This is a genomic window from Mesorhizobium sp. Cs1321R2N1, assembly GCF_037179725.1.
GTDB classification, from domain to species: Bacteria; Pseudomonadota; Alphaproteobacteria; order Rhizobiales; family Rhizobiaceae; genus Mesorhizobium; species Mesorhizobium salmacidum.
Window position 1 is genome coordinate 1 of record NZ_JAPYKP010000128.1, and the last position, 17946, is coordinate 17946.

23 protein-coding genes and 1 pseudogene are annotated in these 17946 nt (G+C 55.1%); 14 read left to right on the plus strand and 10 right to left on the minus strand.

Features of this window, described 5'->3' with window-relative positions; genetic code table 11:
• Positions 1-110, plus strand: a pseudogene (locus O7A61_RS24835) (IS630 family transposase); the annotation flags it as partial.
• Positions 111-464: 354 nt separating this feature from the next.
• A complete protein-coding gene (locus O7A61_RS24840) occupies positions 465-1535 on the plus strand; it encodes a restriction endonuclease (protein ID WP_337132077.1) in 1071 nt (356 codons plus the stop codon).
• A 288-nt stretch (positions 1536-1823) separates the two neighbouring features.
• Here O7A61_RS24840 and O7A61_RS24845 read toward each other — a convergent pair whose 3' ends face one another.
• Both O7A61_RS24845 and O7A61_RS24850 read right to left on the minus strand, forming a co-directional pair.
• A complete protein-coding gene (locus O7A61_RS24845) occupies positions 1824-2345 on the minus strand; it encodes a hypothetical protein (RefSeq protein ID WP_337132078.1) in 522 nt (173 codons plus the stop codon).
• Between the two features lie 10 nt (positions 2346-2355).
• Positions 2356-2859 (minus strand): hypothetical protein, encoded by a 504-nt coding sequence (locus O7A61_RS24850; RefSeq protein ID WP_337132079.1) that lies wholly within the window; start codon positions 2857-2859, stop codon positions 2356-2358.
• A gap of 187 nt (positions 2860-3046) precedes the next feature.
• On the opposite strand from O7A61_RS24850, the gene O7A61_RS24855 reads away from it, so the two are divergent.
• The 5 genes from O7A61_RS24855 to O7A61_RS24875 all read left to right on the plus strand — a co-directional run bounded on the left by O7A61_RS24855 (position 3047) and on the right by O7A61_RS24875 (position 7360).
• A complete protein-coding gene (locus O7A61_RS24855) occupies positions 3047-3742 on the plus strand; it encodes a hypothetical protein (RefSeq protein WP_337132080.1) in 696 nt (231 codons plus the stop codon).
• Between the two features lie 120 nt (positions 3743-3862).
• Complete coding sequence (locus O7A61_RS24860; protein WP_337132081.1) at positions 3863-4948, plus strand: hypothetical protein; 1086 nt, start codon at positions 3863-3865, stop codon at positions 4946-4948.
• On the plus strand, positions 4935-5900 hold the full coding sequence (locus O7A61_RS24865; RefSeq protein WP_337132082.1) for a site-specific integrase: 966 nt from the start codon (positions 4935-4937) through the stop codon (positions 5898-5900). Before O7A61_RS24860 ends, O7A61_RS24865 begins: the two co-directional genes overlap by 14 nt.
• A gap of 243 nt (positions 5901-6143) precedes the next feature.
• Positions 6144-6452, plus strand: a complete 309-nt coding sequence (locus tag O7A61_RS24870; protein WP_337132083.1) for a hypothetical protein — start codon at positions 6144-6146, stop codon at positions 6450-6452.
• 347 nt (positions 6453-6799) lie between these two features.
• The gene (locus tag O7A61_RS24875) at positions 6800-7360 is read left to right on the plus strand and encodes a hypothetical protein (RefSeq protein ID WP_337132084.1); all 561 of its coding nucleotides are present in this window, start codon (positions 6800-6802) and stop codon (positions 7358-7360) included.
• A 190-nt stretch (positions 7361-7550) separates the two neighbouring features.
• Here the strand turns inward: O7A61_RS24875 and O7A61_RS24880 are convergent, their stop codons facing one another.
• Positions 7551-8789, minus strand: coding sequence for a hypothetical protein (locus O7A61_RS24880; protein ID WP_337132085.1), 1239 nt, complete (start codon positions 8787-8789; stop codon positions 7551-7553).
• 29 nt (positions 8790-8818) lie between these two features.
• On the opposite strand from O7A61_RS24880, the gene O7A61_RS24885 reads away from it, so the two are divergent.
• Positions 8819-9160, plus strand: coding sequence for a hypothetical protein (locus O7A61_RS24885; RefSeq protein WP_337132086.1), 342 nt, complete (start codon positions 8819-8821; stop codon positions 9158-9160).
• 314 nt (positions 9161-9474) lie between these two features.
• Here the strand turns inward: O7A61_RS24885 and O7A61_RS24890 are convergent, their stop codons facing one another.
• From O7A61_RS24890 to O7A61_RS24900, 3 genes are all read right to left on the minus strand, one after another.
• Positions 9475-9681 (minus strand): hypothetical protein, encoded by a 207-nt coding sequence (locus O7A61_RS24890; RefSeq protein WP_337132087.1) that lies wholly within the window; start codon positions 9679-9681, stop codon positions 9475-9477.
• Between the two features lie 143 nt (positions 9682-9824).
• Complete coding sequence (locus tag O7A61_RS24895; RefSeq protein WP_337132088.1) at positions 9825-10457, minus strand: SLATT domain-containing protein; 633 nt, start codon at positions 10455-10457, stop codon at positions 9825-9827.
• Positions 10399-11280: an SMODS domain-containing nucleotidyltransferase gene (locus O7A61_RS24900; protein WP_337132089.1), complete on the minus strand. Its 882-nt coding sequence runs from the start codon at positions 11278-11280 to the stop codon at positions 10399-10401. Before O7A61_RS24900 ends, O7A61_RS24895 begins: the two co-directional genes overlap by 59 nt.
• A gap of 406 nt (positions 11281-11686) precedes the next feature.
• Here O7A61_RS24900 and O7A61_RS32640 point away from each other — a divergent pair, with 406 nt between their 5' ends.
• The 4 genes from O7A61_RS32640 to O7A61_RS24915 all read left to right on the plus strand — a co-directional run bounded on the left by O7A61_RS32640 (position 11687) and on the right by O7A61_RS24915 (position 13600).
• Positions 11687-12115, plus strand: a complete 429-nt coding sequence (locus O7A61_RS32640; RefSeq protein WP_442921116.1) for a uracil-DNA glycosylase family protein — start codon at positions 11687-11689, stop codon at positions 12113-12115.
• A gap of 357 nt (positions 12116-12472) precedes the next feature.
• The gene (locus tag O7A61_RS24905; protein WP_337132090.1) at positions 12473-12760 is read left to right on the plus strand and encodes a hypothetical protein; all 288 of its coding nucleotides are present in this window, start codon (positions 12473-12475) and stop codon (positions 12758-12760) included.
• A 103-nt stretch (positions 12761-12863) separates the two neighbouring features.
• Complete coding sequence (locus tag O7A61_RS24910) at positions 12864-13415, plus strand: hypothetical protein (RefSeq protein ID WP_337132091.1); 552 nt, start codon at positions 12864-12866, stop codon at positions 13413-13415.
• A 47-nt stretch (positions 13416-13462) separates the two neighbouring features.
• A complete protein-coding gene (locus O7A61_RS24915; RefSeq protein WP_337132092.1) occupies positions 13463-13600 on the plus strand; it encodes a hypothetical protein in 138 nt (45 codons plus the stop codon).
• Positions 13601-13652: 52 nt separating this feature from the next.
• Here O7A61_RS24915 and O7A61_RS24920 read toward each other — a convergent pair whose 3' ends face one another.
• The 3 genes from O7A61_RS24920 to O7A61_RS24930 form a co-directional block, all read right to left on the minus strand.
• Entirely contained in the window at positions 13653-13835 is a 183-nt protein-coding gene (locus O7A61_RS24920) for a hypothetical protein (RefSeq protein WP_337132093.1), read from the minus strand.
• Positions 13836-14022: 187 nt separating this feature from the next.
• Positions 14023-14553, minus strand: coding sequence for a hypothetical protein (locus tag O7A61_RS24925; RefSeq protein WP_337132094.1), 531 nt, complete (start codon positions 14551-14553; stop codon positions 14023-14025).
• 202 nt (positions 14554-14755) lie between these two features.
• Positions 14756-15709, minus strand: a complete 954-nt coding sequence (locus O7A61_RS24930; RefSeq protein ID WP_337132095.1) for an IS1595 family transposase — start codon at positions 15707-15709, stop codon at positions 14756-14758.
• A gap of 279 nt (positions 15710-15988) precedes the next feature.
• Between O7A61_RS24930 and O7A61_RS24935 the strand changes: the two genes are divergently transcribed.
• The gene (locus O7A61_RS24935; RefSeq protein ID WP_337132096.1) at positions 15989-16177 is read left to right on the plus strand and encodes a hypothetical protein; all 189 of its coding nucleotides are present in this window, start codon (positions 15989-15991) and stop codon (positions 16175-16177) included.
• Positions 16178-16201: 24 nt separating this feature from the next.
• Here the strand turns inward: O7A61_RS24935 and O7A61_RS24940 are convergent, their stop codons facing one another.
• Positions 16202-16849: a hypothetical protein gene (locus O7A61_RS24940; protein WP_337132097.1), complete on the minus strand. Its 648-nt coding sequence runs from the start codon at positions 16847-16849 to the stop codon at positions 16202-16204.
• Between the two features lie 158 nt (positions 16850-17007).
• Between O7A61_RS24940 and O7A61_RS24945 the strand changes: the two genes are divergently transcribed.
• Entirely contained in the window at positions 17008-17859 is an 852-nt protein-coding gene (locus O7A61_RS24945) for an HNH endonuclease (protein WP_337132098.1), read from the plus strand.
• Positions 17860-17946: the final 87 nt, after the last annotated feature.

A 17946-nucleotide genomic window follows, 5' to 3' on the forward strand; every position in this document is an offset into this window, starting at 1 on the left:
CCATCAGGACCATCGACGCCCTGTGGCAGGCCATTGGCGATATCTGCAATCTCTTCTCCCCAACAGAATGCAGAAACTACTTCGCTGCCGCAGGATATGGACTCACATGAAAGTCCGCCGCTCTAGGAAACCGGGGCGCTCCTCGGCCCCATGCAGTTGGATTGTACCGACCGCCTTCATCACCGCCGAAAAAAGCGCCCGACTGACCGCGAGATCAAGCCATCAGCAGCATGTCTTAGGTACAAACTGTTACCTATGTCTCCGGGCCGTACAGGTTTGAAGTGGTAGCGGGAGACCGTTCTCTCCGCTTTCAACACTCTCACCTATCCCCTTCGAACTAATTGTCGCTGCATAGCCGACCCGAGGCTGCAACGTCGCGCGGCATAACAGAACAGTAGTTGGCGCGAGTGGCGCAACGCGGTCGCTTGGGTTAGGGATGTGTCCTCGCTCTCGGGCAAACGCCAATGATTTCCGACGACAAATTCATCGAACTCATTACCGCTGCAATCAATCGGCTGACGATGGAGAGCGCCGAGGTCCAGTGGAACGTGAAAATCGAGCGCCGACAGTTTGACGTTCTCGCCACCATTCAGGCTGGATTTTATCACGTGCTGATCGGGTTTGAGGTAAAGCACAAGAGGCGAGCAATCTCGGTCGAAATGATCGATGCCTTTGTAACCAAGGCCAAGGACGCGAACGTCCATAAGGCGGTTTTCGTTAGCACCAGCGATTATCAAGAGGGTGCAATTCGAGTTGCCAAGCGCCATGATGTTGATCTCTTTAAGATCGCCTTCCCGACCAATGAATTTAGGCTACCTCCCATCACCGTGTTGGCTGGAGATGGGTCGCCACCATTTGTGGTTCAACCCGAGGTAAGAGACCTAGGCGAGACAGATGCTCATCGGGTCGTTCGTGTTACCCTCGAATACCGGGATGGTTCGAAGGCAAACCTGCCCGACGAGCCTTCTCAGATGACCTACTATCTTCGAAAGACCTCAGTGGAGGGAGGGAGCAGTTTGCTGGAAGCGGTGGACCCGCTTGCATCACAGCCATTTGCCAACGGAACGTCACTCGTTCGCCGGGTGGTATTTGGTCGCTCGGTCACTCCACCGGACAACTACTTTTTCAGCTCCGGGATAGTCACGGCGATTGAGGTGGAAATCATGCGCATCCGTGCCCGCGTACTGGATGCTGACGTCAGAGTGGAACTGTCGGCTGTTTCCGCTCAGGTTTCATATGAGAATGTGCTGACCGGCCAGAAATTTGAAACAGACCTTTCGACGTTGCCACTTGGCGGGGCGTCACTCGAGGCCGGAAAATTCTATTTCCTGTACCATCCCCTTCGCTACTTCTACGTGGACGAGGTGGTCGGAGATAGCATGACTTTATATCTCGTTGAGAGCTTTCAGGACGGTCAGCTCTTCGCGGCCATCATGACCAGCAGCGTCAAGTATTCAGTTTTCTACATACCGCTGACAGACAAAACGATCACTAGACGGTTGGAGGACCGCCTTGCAAAAATGAAGGCTCGGTAGCCGAAGATCAGTGCCCAATCGATGGGAGAATATCGAAGCGTTGCGGGGATGTAGCGAGACATGCCGTCCCGGAATAGAGACAACGTTCGTAAACCGTCGCTCGATATGCCCGCCTCACCAGATAGCTTATGCATATCCGGGTGTTGGCCACTTCAACATCTCCGCATTTCGGCATGTCCTCAAGGTTGGTAATGCGAGGGCATTGTCCGAAAAAGACATCCACGCGCAGCCAAATGTCCGCGATGTCTCTGTATATCACTCAGCCCAACCCCTGCTGGCCGTTACGGACTAGCTGCTAGTGCAGCAGTACACCGGTTCCCCCTCATCCATGCACTTTGGCTCGATGTTGCCGACTTTAGTTATTGAAACGACGGTTATGTCGCCGGTTGCGCTTTTTGTGCACCCGATGCACTGCTGTTTCGAGGCGCACAACTTGTCGATCAGCGTTGCATAGGTTGGCGCGGTCGTGTCCAAAAAGAACAGCTTTCCAAGCGAGGCTTGGTCCTGATCGGAGCCTTTGAGCTGTATCGAAAGATGTGCGTTTGTGTCTTTCTCCAGCTGCGCTACCAAATTCCTCAGTTCACCACCATGCGAGACGGAGGCTGGCTGACTTGGCACGTTGAACTTGTATAAGGCGTAGAAAATTAGGCCGCCGAAAACAAGGATGAACAATATCGCAATAAACCCGGAAAGGACGGGGCCTATCTGTGAAAACGAGAAGCCGAGCCTGTCGCTGCCGTATTGATAAAACAGATAAAGCGCGAGGCCGGGGATGCCAAAGCTGACCAGTGCGGTTATCGTCTGAGCCATTGGGTTCCTACTAATTGCAAGTTCCGTTTTTTTCAGAGCTTTGCGCGATTATCATTATGTGAAAGTCGCCCACTCCGGCGTCAACACAGCCATCTTTGTTAAAATCTTGAACCATGCTTTGCAGGAGTATGGGACTGGTGAAGATGGTTCCAAATTTGTCGGCTAATTCTTTGAACCGCTCCGGGGGCACCGCTGTGGCCGCCACGGTGGCCAGAACGCTGCCAGTTACTGGTTCCTTACTCCACGCATCGAGTGCCCTAAATGCCGTTTTCGAAGACGCAAAATCAATCTTATAGCCTGCTGCCTGCCATTTGTTCGGATCGTTGAAATCGGCGGAGGCATCAGATGTTGGGAAGGTTATAGTGCAATAGTCAGCGCTCTCGCTCCGAGAGCAGGTGCCAGAACCCGCAGCCTCTGCCTGATGCTGGTCGCATTTGCATGTCTTGGCCATTGTGGCACCATTAAAACACCCAAGCACAAGCGCGCTTGTGTAAAAAACTTGGAGCAAACGCATTGTTATCCGCCCTAGAGGAGGTTGAACTTAGTAGTGGGTAATAGTTAAGACAAGCCAGATACCGGATTGTGCACTAGGACTTTCAGGCATGTCTTGTGCGGAAGTCGGGCAATGGCGGGGTCGTGAAAAGGCAAGCCCGCCCGGATGCTATGCTCCACAAAGAGCGAGCGAGCAGGTCGGAGGGTAGATGCCGGACACAACATTCGAGGAAAAATCTCATCGTCGGCGTTCCCTTCGTGAGAACCCAACACGACGTCGCGAGATAGCGCAGATGATTGCAAACGCGATCAATGCCACCGTCACCAACGAGTACATCTCTGGCATGCAAGAGCCGGTGATCACGACCTCAATTAGGAACAAGCTTGAAGAGATGTCTCAACGCGGCGATCTGAACGTAGAGGGGTATTCTCTTGCCGTTTTCGGATGTGAGACAGTGGCAATGGGGAAGTTGTCACAGGAAAGAACGACAGGGATCGATCTCTATTTCGGGGTCGAGATATTTGATGACGGGTACATATCCAAGGGTTTGCTGATACAGGCGAAGAAGGCTAACGCACTGGGCGGATCAAGACTTATAGCTCAGTGTGAAAGGATGACACGGCTCAATCGGGAAGCTTACGTCTGGGTATATGAACCGGACGGTGTCCGTATCGTTTCGGCGTCGAGCATACTCGGGCGGCGAGACACCAGCGTCACCAAACTCAAGCGGGAGGATATGGTAGACCACATAGACGCAATTCTGGAATGCTCTAAAGGCTCGCCAAGCCTAGCTCTGCCTTCAGGACCAAACAAACGGGCAGCGCTTAGTGCAATGATGAACCAATTGCACGCCGAGGCGGCTTTGGAACTGGTCATCGCTAACGGTTCGACGTTAGTAATCTAGCCGATAGCGTCCAGTAGATAGCGAACGGTTTGGTCGATTTAGTTCGCAGGCTTCGGCCTAATCTGTCATGCCTAATGGTGGGATACAGGTTGTGGTCCTCCCGAAGCTGGGAGACCGAACATGTACCAACCTCTACCGTTATTCAACGCCGCCGATCCTGCCTTTCGGGTGTTGGCCTTCGACCACAACGTCCCAACCACCGAGCCGCTGCAAATATCTGCATGGGTGGCGATGAGCGCACTCCAGAAGGGCATCCGCCGGGGTAATGTCGATCTGGCCACCCGCGCCGCCGCGACCCTGTTAAAGGTCGATCCGGGTAAGCTATGGCGCAGGCTCGCGGGCATCGCGTTCGAGGATGTGGGTTTGGCGTCCATCGAAACGGTCGGCCTCGTCATGGCTGGTACGGCAGGCAAGACTGTCCGCCAGCACTTCGGCGGCGGGGAATGGGCAGTTGCATCGCTGTTGGTAAAACAGATGTGTCAGGCAAGGAAATGCAGAGCCGCCGACGACCTGTTCCTGACCATCGCACACCACCACGAGCTCAAAGCTCTTCGGGGCGACGTGACGCGTGAAGACCTTCGGCAGCATCTTACCCGCGTCAGTGAGCGCGGTGCGCTTCTAGGGGCTTCCCTCGCGGCTCTACACGGCAGCGGCATCCGATGGAATGGACAGGTCGCAGGGAAAGCAACCGACCCCAAGGCGCTGTTCGCTGCGATGCGATCCGCTGGGATCGGGCATGACATTGTGGCGCTGGCCGATCAGGGTTTTCGTAGGACCAGAGAAGCGCTGCCGGTGCTCCTGCCGCTCCTGACCCTCGCCCTTCCATCCGGGGAACTTCAAGCCCAAGATGACGAGCTTCCCCCGTTCGTGATCGGTCACAACGGGTTGCCGACCTATTGTCTGGACATGTTCAGTTGGGAGGGCAAGGCAGCACTCTCCCTCTTTCTCAAGTCCAATGCCACCTCGGCTCGATGGCTGCGCAAATACATCCCGGCCAGTCGGCGAATGGCGGTGCTGGGGGGTGGTCTGTTCCGGGTCGAGGGTGGGCTGGTGCGTCAGCGGATCGAGTGGCCCGCCGCACAGACCCTCCGGTCGTTGGCGGACAGCGGCTATCACCATCTCAAGCTGGCCGATCCTGCCGACTTGCTCCAAATGATCCGCGCCGATCTTCTCAAACTGGACGAGGTTCGTCATGACGCTCATTGAGCACATCAGCGCGGGGAGTGTAGCATCTGTCGAGACGGACTACGTGGCCCTGCCGGCCGCTCTCCCCGCCCATGTGCAGCGGCTTGTTTCCAACTCCCTCGCTGATAACAGTAAGCGGGCCTACGCTCTGGACATTGCCCATTTCGAGGCCACCGGCAGAGGGCTCCCAGCAACCCCGGCGACCATTGCGGAGTATCTGGCCGAGGGCGCGGCGACCTATGCCGTAGCGACCCTACAGCGGCGTCTGGCTTCGATCAGCAAGGCCCATCGCGCCATCGGGGCGGACGATCCGACCAAGAGCGAGCTTGTCTGTGCGACCCTCCGTGGTGTGCGCCGAACTCTCGGCGTTAAGCAGCGGCAGGCGAAGGCACTACTCCGCGATGACCTGTTTGCCGTGCTCGACCGGCTCGGAGACCGGACGAAGGATGTCAGGGACTGCGCCCTGCTGTTGCTGGGTTGGGCATGTGCAATGAGACGCAGCGAGTTGGTGGCGCTGGACGTGAACGATGTTGAGTTCACGAGCCAAGGCGCGCTGGTGACAGTGAGAAGGTCGAAGACGGATCAAGAGGGAGCCGGACGTGAGATCGCTGTTCCGTTCGGTAGGACCCGTCATTGCCCCATCGCGGCTCTGAAACGCTGGCTTGGGGTCGCGGCGATCACGGCAGGCCCCATCTGGCGTGGAATGGATAAGCATGGGAACATCCTGCCCGAACGCCTGTCTGGCGAGGCCGTCAGCGATGTCGTCAAAGTCCGCGTCAGCGATGCTGGTTACGATCCGAGCGCGTTCTCGGCACATTCAATGCGCAGTGGGTTCGCGACCTCCGCCGCGATGGCGGGCGCGTCCACCTACAAGATCAGGCAGGTCACAGGGCATCGCAGCGAAGCAGGGCTTGCCCCTTATCTGCGAGCCGTCGATTTGTTCGATGACACGGCTGCTGCTCGGGTTCTGTGACCAAGCCGTCATCTGGGATAACTTCAAATATCGAGAGCCACGAAGGCCCTGCGTCGAATGACAGCCCTTCGCCGTTCTCTGAAATTGGCGGGAGCATGATCTTGACGCTAGAGCCTGCATAACTGCAACATACAGACAAGACATTGAGGCTGCGCTGGATGCATTCACCATCGTTGCCAAGTTGGGTAACTCAACGTTGCTCCGCAATGAGTTGGTTGCCGTCACGCTTGCCAAGCGGGGAAAGTGGCCATCTACGGCTTCTGGGCCGATGGCCGCTGGTTGAAGATTGGCAAGGTTGGGGCCAACTCTCACGCGCGTTACGCGAGCCAGCATTACAATCCCGGTAGCGCGCCTAGCACCCTCGCTGCCTCCCTTTGCGGCGATGAAGCGATGGGCGCGATTACTGGATTTGATGCTGCCTTGCCGGGGATATGGATAAAGGAGCATGCCTGCCGAGTGAATATATTGATGGCCACTGACAAGCCAAAGGAGATGCTGTCTCTGCTCGAAGCCTTTCTGCATTTACGCCTTAGGCCGCGCTATGAGCGTTAGGCTGAGAGCATGTCACCGAAAGTCGAAGCTTTGGCGGATTTTGAAAGCCGGTTGCAATTCCTGCATCGGCCCCTTGGCCAGTAGCCATAGGGAGTGGTCAAATTTGTCCCGAGCCAAGGACGCCAGCACGCTCCCCGCTACATCCGCGACGGCGACATGTTCACTGGCAATGCCGCTGGTGCTGTTCTATGATTGTGCCACATAGCGGCGGGTCCCCGCCGCAGTCCACGCAAAAGCACCATTGTGAATTTCACGAGTGTGGCGAGGCTTGGAACCGCGAAGGTGACCACGCCCCTCGGGCCGATCATCCTCTATTCATGGCACACCTACCGGAAGGTCGCGGTCCTATGGTGATAAACAGAGACAATCCTGAACCCGAGGAACGCTTCAACGCAGCAGTCGGGCGAGCCGTGATGACCTGGGGTTACGTTGAATGGCTTCATTCGGAACTGTTCCAACAAGTCGCCACTGGTCAAGCTGGAAACCAGCCTTTGGTGAGGGCGTATTGGGCTATTGTCTCTTTTGAGGGAAAGCACAAGATGGTCGATGCAGCGATGAGGGAAGCGTTGTCAAAGCATCCCGGCTTTCTTGCGCGTTGGATCAACATCAGCAATCGGCTGCAACGCAAGAGCCGTGTCAGGAACAAACTTGCACACGGCACACTGGTGTCACCCCCACGTCATAAGAGCGGCGACCAACTCGCTTTGGTAGCAGCGGTTTATTCGAAAACGGAATGGCCACCAGAGGATGAGCTACTGCTAGCCGAGGTATTAGACACTGAAGCGTCATTCACAAAGCTGGGCAACGATATGTTGGAGCTTCAGCGCGACCATTTCGTAGAGTTTGTTCGAGAAGGCCGGAAAGTGCGGCGGTTCCAATATCCCGAAGAGCTTCCTCCGAGTGGCTAATGTGCTGGCGTCGTCGGCACTGGTCTGGCACGAGTTGCCTGCCTGTGTACCTCCGTGGCGGATTTTGGAAGCCTCTGGCGATGCCTTCATTGATTTCGTGGCTAGCAGCCATAGGCGTGGCGATCTTTGTCCTAGCCCAAGCATTGGCAGCCCCCTTCACTCATCGCCTCATAGCATGGCACCAGCCCCGTCAGGCTTTTGGAGCAAGATTTTCCAGGATGTCGTCCATCACGAAGTCTTTGGGATTTGTCCAACTGCGCTCCAGGAGAACACGGTCGATTAGCTTCTCCAATGCTTTCACAAAGCGTTCTTCCGATGCGAAATGGTGGCTGAATGCGTGAAAGGATGCGTAGTCGAAGGCCATTCCACCCCCTTTTAAATGGGCAAGGGTTTTGCAGGCTTCGACATATGGTTCGCCCGTGTCATCAAACAGCTCCTTCACTATAGCGATGCCAACAAGCGACCTTGGTCCGATCGAAAGCTCCGCCTCCTGTCCTCCGATGAGGAACTTAGCAGGTTGATTTTTTAGGAGATACCGGGCAGCCCCACCAATCTGACGAACTGCATCATCTACTTGAGAAAGTGACTTGCGCCGCTTGCGGTCCAGCGTAGCCCGACTGGATGTTTTTGTGTTCGGGCTGTCTTTCGCCTGGATCAATAGGATGTGGGTGTCCGTCACCACCAGCACATCCAAAATCTCCTTGTTTGTGTCGGGCCGTAGCGGGTTGATTGCAATCTGATCCCGCTTGAATACCCGCCTGAGCGCGGACGCGATGTCCCGCTCTTGGAAGTAGCCGGGTTCCTCGCGAGTGAGACTGTCGCGTCGGTATCCGGCACTACCGAGATAATCGTTGTGTTCGGGGGTAGCGTCCAAGACAAAGATATCATCAGGCGCAAGCGCTTCCTCAAACTTCACCTTGATCGAACGCCGGTCATCAAGGGGCGTCCGATTTCCAAACCACAAATGTAGATTGTCCAAGATGCTGCGTGCGGTGGCGGGATGGTATTCGAGTAACTTGATTTTTTGCTTCCTCTTCAGGCAGCTCCCCCCGTCGTGCAGAGTGACGCGGTAGCTCATCCACTCACGGCTATGCTCGTCGAAAAAGAAAACGTCAGCCTCTTTGTATGTGAGGAGCTTCAACAGGTCTAAGCTGTGCGGATCGTTGGCGAACAAGCCAGTCGCTACGACGAGAGGTTCGTCGTCGTCATCAAAGAAAGCGGTCATAAGGGAGACCGTTCGCCCCGTCGTGGACTTCATTGGCGCGAGGTAGAATGAGAAGCCTCCGTTCGTTCTAGCGGCTAAGATCGCCTCCTTTGAAATCTTGATCACCAACGAAAGTTTGCCCGTCTCCATTTGCCTGATTGGCAACAGACCGGCTGCGAAGGACTTTATGTCCGGGACGACATTGGGATGCAGTATAGAGAGCATGCGAGTTTCAACCATTGTCGGGAGGAGATATGAAGGACACGCGCCCCGTTTCACCCTGCATTGAACAGACCCAAAAGGATATCGAAGCCTACTATCGGAACGCGGAAATCGGACAGATCGCCGTCGTGCGGCACACCCAGCATCATATGCTCTTTTATCGCGTTTCGGAGATTGAAAGCCGCGATCCTCCCTGCATCTACGTCCGTAATGGCGGTGCGTTCTACATGAAGAGCGGGAAGAGCCGCTATCACCCGACAGGGCAGACTACACTTGTTGTCCCCACCGATGAAGTTCTGGCATGGGCCAAAGAGCATCCGCAGGGCGAGCTTGGGTATTCGGTCTTCCGTTCCACCGGGTTATTCGGCAGGTGAAATCAATTTCATCGCGCACAAGAGGGCGTGATGCGCGCTGTATGTCACCAGAGCCTGTGGCTTGGCGCAGATAGATGGAACTGACGGATTTTGGAAGCCACAAGCCAAACCCTCGTCACCGCAGGGTCGGGTAGCTGGGGACTTTTTTTTATCTTGTCCCATGGCATCGGCAGCTACAGCTCCTGATTGTTTGTAGCTAGGCTTGCATATTCTGCTCGGCTCGTGAAATCAATTTCACAGGTCGCCTGAGCAAGTAGATCGTTATCGGCGGCACTCGGCAGATGACGGATCAATTAGCAACAATCGGCCCACGGTTAGACACCACGTAGTAGCCAGGCATGGCCTTCCGCCTGACTGTGGAACGCTGCGTCATCCGGCGTTTGTTTTCGAATTCCTTGGACGTCCACGAACTCTTTTCCATAGTACAGCGTTACCCATTCACCGTCAGGTTGCCGGACTTCCAACTGCCAAAGCTCGCGGTCTCCGTTCGTGTTGATCAACTTGCGGTTTCGTTCGCGCATTTGGTTTCTCCGATTGTTGCCCGTGAGCGCGATATGAGCCGCCCTCTTTCAATCGTCAAACGAGGGCCGATGCAAAATTCATCATAGTGGTGCACGGTGCGCGAGCTATGGAGTGGGGCTTTCGCTTCTCTCGAACCCAATCTCTAGACAGCCCGCGCTGACCGCCTGAGACTTGCGGGCAGCATCACATCAATCTCAGCTTCAGTGAAGGTCAAATCCTCGTTATCTTTCAGTGCACCTTGCGCTTTGCCATATGCCTTCCCGTCTGTATGGGGCGCACCATGGTAGATTTTGTATAGTGCCGCCTGCAAACTGTCTCGTCGTTCACGAAGGGCGACAAGGTTCGAACCTTGATCCAGAATGTCAGTGATAAGGCTCAGGTAAGCCTCTCGAACATTCCAGATGTCCGATGCGGCTTCGCGGTGGCGTTGCGCAAGAGCACCGGGATCCAAGTCCTTTAGATAGGCGTTGAAGATGAGGCTGAGGATGGAGAGGAAAGCTGTGGCGTAACCCGCGTATCCTTCCCACGCCGAACCCTTCGCGAAGATTACAGTAGCCGCGCCGCCCGTGATTAAGGACGAAAGTATGATGTTAGCCCATTTTCCGCGCTTGTGGCGGGCGTGAAGGCGCTCCGCCATCTTCTCATGGGTCTTATGAGTGTATGCGCAGCGCCCGTAGCACTCACGAATTTGGCTTTCGAGTGCGTGCCGCTCCGGCTCAAATTGGGAAGGTCGGTCCAAAGATGTACCTCCATTTGGCTCGTCGCGCTGTGGCATTCTCGTCTCCCGTAAGTCCGCACGCCTCTACAGCATTGTTGTAATCAGCCCGTGCTTTATGCTGGAACGTCCCTTTGCTCCAAACCGTGGAACCACTCCCCGGCATTCGCCAATAGGTTTGGTTCGTTTCCCTCTCAGCAAGATAGAGTAGAAAATCCTTAGCCATCCAATCGTGATAAAGGAACGACTTGTCGCGATGAGGCCAATCTCCGATGAAGTAATATGCAAGCGCGTCAATCAGCGCCCCGGACATGGGAGCGTTGTTGTGGTCACGCCACACGCGCATCATGCGGCAAAGGTGTTTGAGATTGCGGTTGGTGATGAGGTTGCGATTGCCAATGGCCTCAATCTCGGATCGAGGATTGCAGGTCTTCCAGCTGCCGCCCCCGTTCGCATTGGGATAGGTCCAGGTGCCATCTGGATTGTTGAATACCGGCAAGACCTCAAAGGTCAAACCATCCGTAAAATTGACGACCACGACTTGTCCATCGCCGTAGCTATCGGAAGTAGGATAGGTTTTTCGGATAGACGTTTTCACCGCTTGGAGCAGTGCCGATTGTCCGTTTGAGGTGTAGGAATTGTATTGCGGATATAGATTAGATGGGAGGACGTAAGCCATATCAAGATCGCTAAATCCCCTGGCGGCGGTGTCGCGTCCGTAGGAGCCAACATACAGGCTGTTTGCGGTGTCGCTTGAAGAAGTGCGGAAGTCCCAATTGAGCTGGCCAGTGATCCGCTTATAGCGGTATGAAATTGACGAGATCAAATCTGTTCCGATGTTGTAGCGATCCTTGAATTGCGTGAACTCTTCCGCAACGCCCATAAATGCCCCCGATGCTGTGCGAACAAACTTAGGAACAAGCGACGCTGTGTGCAATGAACCCCTGCCTGTGATCCACGACAAATGTGGAGAGGTCGCTGCTGCCTCAGTTTGGGGTAGCTATTGAGCCGTCTGCGCCTGGAAGGCTCTGATGGCGCGAAGCGGGGGGCTTATGTCAAGTAGATTACCAATCACGGACGCAACTTGGAGGACGCTCACTGATTGCAATCGAGTGGCCGTCAAAGAAGGTTGGGCGTCGCCCGGAGTGTTTGCAACTGGTGTCGGCCCTGAATATAACCCGATGGGCGAGTTGGCTTTGCTTTACGTTGGAAAGAGTGCGGGACCGCTAGGCGCGCTGGTCGGTTCAAATACCAATCAGGCCGCGAGTGGGTCCGCATCTACAAAGTGGATGATCGAAAGGAGGAACAGATCAGCTTTTTGGGAAATGGTCGATCTCATCGATCCATCCCGCCGTCGCATCGCTTGGACGAACATTTGTAAGATGGACGAGGTGGGCGGCTCAAGGCCGCCGCCGCCACATCACTGGCAGGCAATTTCGGAACCTCATCTAAGAGCATTGAAAGAGGAGATTGCATCGCTCGCGCCTCGCGTCATCCTTTTCGCAACCTCTGGGTATTGCGCTGACACAATTGCTTCCGTTCTAGGCAACCTCGGTTACAAAAGTCAGACGTTGGGATTTCGCGATGGTCACACCAGGCTAGCTGCCACGTCCGACGGAGCGTTCGCAATCGAAACGCGACATCCGCAGGGCTGGCCGACCTCTGAGCGAAACCGTGTAGCCGAACTAGCAAAGAAACTTCTCCATCGATCATCCTGAATAGGCGAAGATCATCGGCGTTGGGACCAGAGTGCTGGCGGCGAATATTTAGAGGAGCCTCCGTTCTGCTGCGGGCAAATGAACGAATTGATGTATGAAGTGCGCGAACGCTATTTGCGGCTGGCATAAAATCGGCACGACGAGAGGATCACGCTTCAGTTGTTGAAATTCTGACTGTCGGTGCTGAGCACAGCGACGAGGAAGTCGGGTGACTACGGCAGCAGGACGTGGAGGTATAGGTCAGTGTCAGTCCGCTTGTATACGCAGTTTCGAAGGGCGCTGAAAACAGCGCCCCTTAGCGCGAATTACGCCGACTTTGGGTGGTACAGCCTGCCGCAGCGAATGGACATGTCGTTGATGGCATATGGAACCATGCTTCAGGAGTTCTCTGCTGAAATCGCGAATGAGATTAACGCTTTGATCAACTACACGCATGACCTCGCAGCGTGGGATGAGGTGATGAAGCCGCTTAGTGAGCAAAGAAGGTTTGACGTGCTAGTTGAGTTCGTGCGCCCCATTATTACTCTCGCGCTCGGAATGCCGTATGCAATTCGTGCGCGTTTCCTTTTCGCGACGGTCCATCTCTGTCATCAGGTAAACCAACTGAAGGGCGATTATATGGTTGACAAACCCAAAGTGAAATAGGAATATATGCCTGACAGGCCGGCGCAGATTAGTGTTTATTCTATTCACAGTTGCGTTCACTGACCTCCGTCGATATGAACCGACTCATCTGGCGGAGGAGTCGATGGACGTAGAAAATGAAAAGTTCGTGCGCCTATTAGAAGACGATAGTACATGGGCGGAATTTGAGGCAGATTGGCGCACACAATGCGAGAAACTGGAAGAGGACTTTGACAGCTACGCGGAAGCGACTTTTTCTGTAATTCGTGATCTAATTCACACCGAGAAGAAGAAGGCAGGTGTATTTGCCCTGCATATGAATGGCTCTTATGTGGCTATGGTCCAGGTCAACAAGGCCGGTCTACCTAAATATGACAGCCCCGTTCTCCGCGTCCGTTTTATGACGCTATCGCCCGAATTTGACCTTACCGACAAGTCAATGAGTGAGTACGGTGACGTGCTAGTCTCGCTTTTGTCGCAAGTGATGAGCTTGGCTTATTTTGATCCCGAACTCACGTGCATGCATGTCAAATTCCATCTTCGGAGCCAGACGGACCAACAATTTTTCGCAATGATCGGAAGAGGCCTACAGGACCGGGACGTTTTTGAGACTATCAAAACGCGTGGAGCATGGCTATATATAACGCGGAAAGCTCCAAAGGTAACGGAACATTAAGGGCTATGGAGCATTTGGGAGGTGAGTCTGTGGAAAGGTCTACGGTCATGAGTTTGGAAATCAGGAAAGCGCTTCACGAGGCGGTAACGCAAACGATCAAGGAGATCGGTTTGGAGCAATTCAAAAAGACTTCCCTTTTCATGAGCAACACCCGCGTCGTTGAAGAGGTCAAGCTCGCCGCATAATTGGCTCTTGGCTCACGGCAAACGACAAGCCCCGGTTTTCCGGGGCTTTTGTTTATGGGCTTTCACCGCTGCGTTTCCGCCGCACCAATTCCTTTATCTGCTCCTGGGTCAGCTTCGGCGCATGTGCGATCTTATTAACAATGGCCTCAAAGGCTTCGTCCGACTGGTCTGTTTTCAGTTCCCGCGCGGCTTCGCGGAATTTCTCGATCTGCGATTTGTCCGTTGACTTGGGCATAGGAATATAGACTCCGATTCCGCCGCATGATAAACCATGGGACAGGGATTTCTCCCTGCCCCATGACCTCTATCTTATGAGACGCGGACAAAATACCGCCGCGCCTCGGTCAAGACGGAGGATCATTGGAGCCTCCAGTCCTCCGGGATCTACCAGTCCCCGGTCTGGCCGCCGACCAAGCGGAAGTTCACCAAGAACCGGTACTCTGGTCCTTGGTCTCGAAAGGAGAACGGTCAGGTTCTCCGGTGATTTGTGAAGACGTGGCCGACTTATCATCGACCACGTTTTTCATTTCTACGGATGGTCCGGCGCCATCGCCCCATTCTTCCAGACCGTAGCCGCCAAGCTCGCGAATGTTATTGAACCGGCCTGATGTGCTTAGCGTCGATGCCAGCGCCTTCGACGGCACGGCACCGCCAATCACGATCCCGGCCTTCTGAATGACCGAGAACAGTTCACCGGATGACGCGCGGCGTCCGGTGTCCTTCAAGTGGCTCCAGACAGCATGTTCAACCTCATCCCGCTTTGAGAGGCGCTCGCGAATCCTAGGAGGAAAGCGGACGGGCTTTTTGTGATCTTCCTCCTCTTTCGGAGAGCCGTTGAGAAGAGCGATAACCTGCCGAACAGTACGGAGCCTCTGGAAGGTAGGATTGGTCTCCAGTGCCTTCAAAAGGTCTGCCTCTTCGGCTTCTGCGGCGGCAAGGATAGAATCGGACATAACATGAACCTTTTCTGGTTCTGACCGGCATACTGCGACTCTGACGCAGCGTCAATAGCCAGAAAACCAGAACACCAGAACGATTCACAGAACTTGATTCTGAAAAGGCAGAAGCTTGTATCGCCGTTGGGGTTAACGCCTTCGGCGGCGCCAGAGCGGAAGCTCTAGCTGCACCGGCTTGCGGAAGTGCGTCCGCTTTGCGTCAGTCAGGTCTATGATAGGTGAGGCGCTTACCAGCGGCACCCTTCAACGCGATGAAAGCGCGGGTGCCGTCACCAACGCCCATGGCGATCCGGTTGTTATAGCGGAAATCGAATTCGGCCAGATAGCGATGCAGGTGCTGTTCGCCGCAATGCTGGTACACGCCTTTCATGCCGCGCTTGAAGATGCTGTAGAAGCCTTCCACGGTGTTTGTGTGCACGGTCTTTGCGCCTTCGTAGCGGACGTATTCGTCCTTGGAATGCGTGACGACATCGTGCGAGGCGAATTCCTGGCCCACGCGGCGATACATGCCAGCTTCATCCGTCATCAAGGCGCTTTCCTTGGCGATGTTGGCGCGAACGATCGGCATGATGGTGCCAATGCGGGCGGTATCGACGTGGAAGGAACGGGCACGGCCACCACGCTCGACAAGCGTGACGACAGTGTTCTTGTGAGCGCCACCGCCACGCTTCACCGGGGTATTGGCGAGGCGTCCAACGTAGGTTTCGTCAACTTCCACGGTCTTGCCGTTGCCACCCATAGGGGCAAGCTCGCCAGACGCCATTGCAAGGCGAATGCGATGGCACAGGAACCAAGCGGCCTCATAGGTGCATTCGAGTATGCGGTGCATCTGGTGGGCGCTGATACCCTTCTTTGAGGCGCACATAAGGTGGATAGCCTGTAGCCACTTGGTCAGCGGCAAATGGCTTTCCTCGAAAATGGATCCCATGCGAACCGTGAACTGCGACCGGCAGGCGCTGCACTTGTACAGGCCGTGACGCTCGACGCCGTGCGGGTTCTTTTTGGAGGGCTTGGTGCGAACACCCTTCAATGCGTAGTGGCGATCAACGCTACCGCACTTGGGGCAAACCGGACCGTTCGGCCACAGTATGGATTCCACATGCTCGAAAGCCTTGGCTTCGTCGTGGAACTCGGGGCGGGACAGAACGGCCATGGAAATCTCCTATGCCCTTACCCTACGTAATCAGGTTGGGTTTGTCAACCATATAATCGCCAACTGAAGACCGGAACGAAATGGGTCGATCAGCTACCGCCGGACAGGGACATCAAGCCCTTTCATCTGGATCAGCTAGGGATCGGCTGGCAGAACTACGCCGGTTTTAAACAGGCAATGGATGGCATATTCGACAAGGGCTACCGACAAGCAACGAGAGACTATCGACATAGGTACAACCATCAGATGCCGCCCGGCCTTGTTATCGGGATCACAGGGATGGTTACTCGTAAGGTGCAACCAAAGACCGGAGTGGTGAGCTATTCCTTTGGCGCGACACCACCACTGCCCCTGAATACCATCGTGCAGTTGATGTCTGAGCAGTGCAGGCTGTGCCGCAAAACGTTTGAGGAGTTCAAGAAATTGATCGAAGAGCACCAAGCGGTCATTGCAGCGGCCTCTCCCTAGCAGGCGCAAATTGATCACCTAAGGCTATTGGGCTTTGAGCTGGCCGCGAGGATCGTCTCGGGCATCCGGTACCAGTTCATAGCTCTCCAGATTTGCCATATCCAAAAAATATTTCGATTTTCGTCTTGGCGTACCCCGGAGCCAGTCGGCTAGTTCTGATTGCGTGACTTTTAGCCACTCTGGAAATTCGTCGCGGTCGCCGAAATCTCCTTCGATCAAACCGACCAAAGCGCTGATGTAGATGACACGACCAACACCCGGAAACTCGTAAATCTCATTGCCCCGGCTGCCTTGGAGGCGGTCTTCAATGAGCCGGTTTGCGACCTCCAAAATTAGCCTATCGGCGGGGTATCGGTCATCCACCAGGAGCCAATTTACAATTTCCTGCCTTCGGTCGTTGTCGGTGGCACCGTGGAAGGCACCCAGCCCCATATTGCAGATCGTACAACACGGGACCAGTTTGCACTGGCCAAACCTTTCCCGGATTGCCTTCTTGGTAACCAATCCGCCATCCGCGAACCTGTGAAGCACGTATACCGGAGGCTGATGATCATACTTTCCGTCGTTCGGCATTCCGCAGTAGATGCATCGTTCGCCAGCGATGGTTTCATACGCATGCGCGAAGCGCATTTCAGCTTTGCGTCGGTTATACTTTTCCTTCACGCGGCCCATAGGACCATCCGAACTCAGAGCGTTGAGAGCCTGCGGTATCCAATGATATGCATGGGACACGATCAAGTTGTAAGGCAAAAAGGGAAACAGTTCCTTTTGGGTCGCTCCGTCTAGGTCGTCATGGTCTAAGAAGCCGGTCAGAGCATGAGGAAGGCCCGATGGGCGTAAGGATTGTAGTGGCGGTAACAGATAACGACTGGTTCACCCTGTTGCGACGCCAACCTGATCTCGCCGAGGTCAACTTTTGGTCTCCCTCGCCGAAGTCTTTCCGTGCGTTGCAACCCGGCGAGTTGTTCTTGTTCAAGCTCCGTGCCCCAATTAACATGATTGTTGGCGGCGGTGTCTTTGCCTCCGCGACCATCATGCCCCTGTCGCTCGCATGGGAAGCATTCGGGATCGCGAACGGTGTCACCAGTGTTACGGAGATGCGGTCTCGCATATTGCGATATCGCAAGATCGATCCCGTGACCGCAGGACCGATTGAGATCGGCTGCCGCATGCTTACACAGCCCTTTTTCCTCCCTGAAAGCCAGTGGTTTTCTCCGCCAGCATCATGGTCACCCAACATCGTTAGCCTTCGTGGCTATGATACTGCGGAACCAGAAGGGAAAGCGCTGTGGGAGGCCGCACAGGCCGCTATGGCCCCTTTGGTTGGTCCACATTCGCTTGCGGAGGAGCAAGCACGTTATGGGGAACCAACGTTGATCCGTCCGCGTCTCGGTCAGGGGGCCTTTCGGTTAGTCGTCACCGATTTGTATGGTAGGCGCTGCGCGATCACCAAGGAGCGCACCCTCCCGGCCTTAGAAGCTGCTCATATAAGGTCGTACGCCGACGGCGGAGAGCATTCCCCAAGCAATGGCATCCTTATGCGACGGGACATTCACAGCCTCTTTGACCAAGGCTATGTGACGGTCACGCCCGATCACTGTTTTGAAGTCAGCCGCCGCATTCGGGAAGAGTTTGACAACGGGCGGGGTCGCGTCCCCACAGGTGGTGTAGCTCGGCGGTAGCGAAGCCGCTCGCGAGCGCGCCCTCAACAGCGCTGTAGCGAGCGAGCTGCTTTGCGGTGGTCATCGACAGTTCGCCGGTAAGGTCGG